Source organism: Rathayibacter sp. AY1C6 (assembly GCF_002931535.1).
Classification (GTDB): Bacteria; Actinomycetota; Actinomycetes; order Actinomycetales; family Microbacteriaceae; genus Rathayibacter.
Genome location: NZ_PSWC01000050.1, coordinates 1 through 1,319, shown reverse-complemented (window position 1 = coordinate 1,319; position 1,319 = coordinate 1). Strand labels below are relative to the sequence as shown.

The following is a 1,319-nucleotide window of genomic DNA, read 5'->3' as shown; positions in this document are numbered from 1 at the left end:
CTGCATCCGCAGCTCGCCGCCCGGGTCGGCCACCGTGCCGCTCGCCCAGACCGGGCGCCCGTCCGCGTCGTACTCGACGAGGTTGCCGTCGTCCTGCATGACGAGCTTGTAGGGGCCGACCGACGCGGCGGGCGGGACGACCGACCATCCGCTCGTCGTCTCGGTGCCCACGGCGATCTGCCCGCTGGTGTCGAGGGCGAAGAAGCCGCCTGCGCGGGTGGTCTTCGACGCCCAGATCGGGCCGTTCTTGCCGTAGACGACGAAGTTGCCGTCCGCCTGCATCACCGCTCGGTAGACGCCGTTCGCGGAGCGGAGGAAGCTGCCCGCCTCGAGCGAGTTCGCCGCGTAGAGGGTGGTCGAGGGGAAGGCGGCCTGGCTGGTCCAGATCACGTCGTCGGACGGGTTCACGATGATCAGCGAGCCGGCGTTGTTGATGCCCAGGCGGAGGTCCTTGCCGCGCGTGCCCGAGAACCACTTGACGGAGCCGTCGGAGCCGTAGATGACGGCGTTGCCGTCCTTCTGCATGGTGATGCGGTTGCCGGAGCCGCCGGTGCCGGTGCCCCAGACGGCGCCCTGGGGGCCGTAGCCGACGAAGTTGCCGTCGTTCTGCATGACGGCGCTGAAGCGGCCGTCGGCGGAGGTGAGCTGGTGGACGGGGCGGAGGGTCTGCTCCGTGAACAGCGTGTCGGTCACCGGCTCGGCGATGACGCGGCGGACGCTGCTCGCCCAGGCGGGCGAGCCGTTCTCGCGGTAGACGACGAGGTTGCCGTCGGGCTGCATGATCACCGAGGCGCCCGCTTCGTTGATCGTGTTCGTGCTCCACACGGGGCCGCCCTTGGCGGAGTAGACGACCATGTTGCCGTCGGTCTGCATGACCAGGTGGTCGCCGCGGCCCTGGGTGTTCGTCGCGAAGGTGGGGCGGCCCTGCGGGTCGTAGACCACCGCGTTGCCGTCGGTCTGCATCCGGAACGAGTAGCCGTTCGTGCCCGAGACGATCCGCTGTCCGGCGGCCAGCTCCTCGCCGCCGACGAGGGCGTTGTAGTAGCTGACGGCCGCGCGGGCGGTCTGCTGGGCGGCCTCGGGCGACTCGCTCGCGGGAGCGAGGCCGGTCGGCGCCTCCTCGGAAGAGGACAGGGGCTTCTGCGGGTTCTCCGCGGCGAGGGCCGGGGTCGCGCCGAAGAGCAGGGCACCGGTCGCGACGAGCGCGATCAGCCAGGAGGCGAGGGGGCGGATGGTCATCGCGAGGTCCAGCGAGCCGTCCGAGCCCAGGCGGCCGAAGGCGCCGGAGTAGACGCCGCGGGGACCGCCCTCCCACTCCC

General features: G+C 71.6%; 1 protein-coding gene. It reads right to left on the bottom strand.

The features are described 5' to 3' along the window. A partial coding sequence (locus C5D36_RS17305) for a hypothetical protein (protein WP_104296295.1) occupies positions 1-1,319 on the bottom strand: 1,319 nt, incomplete at both ends.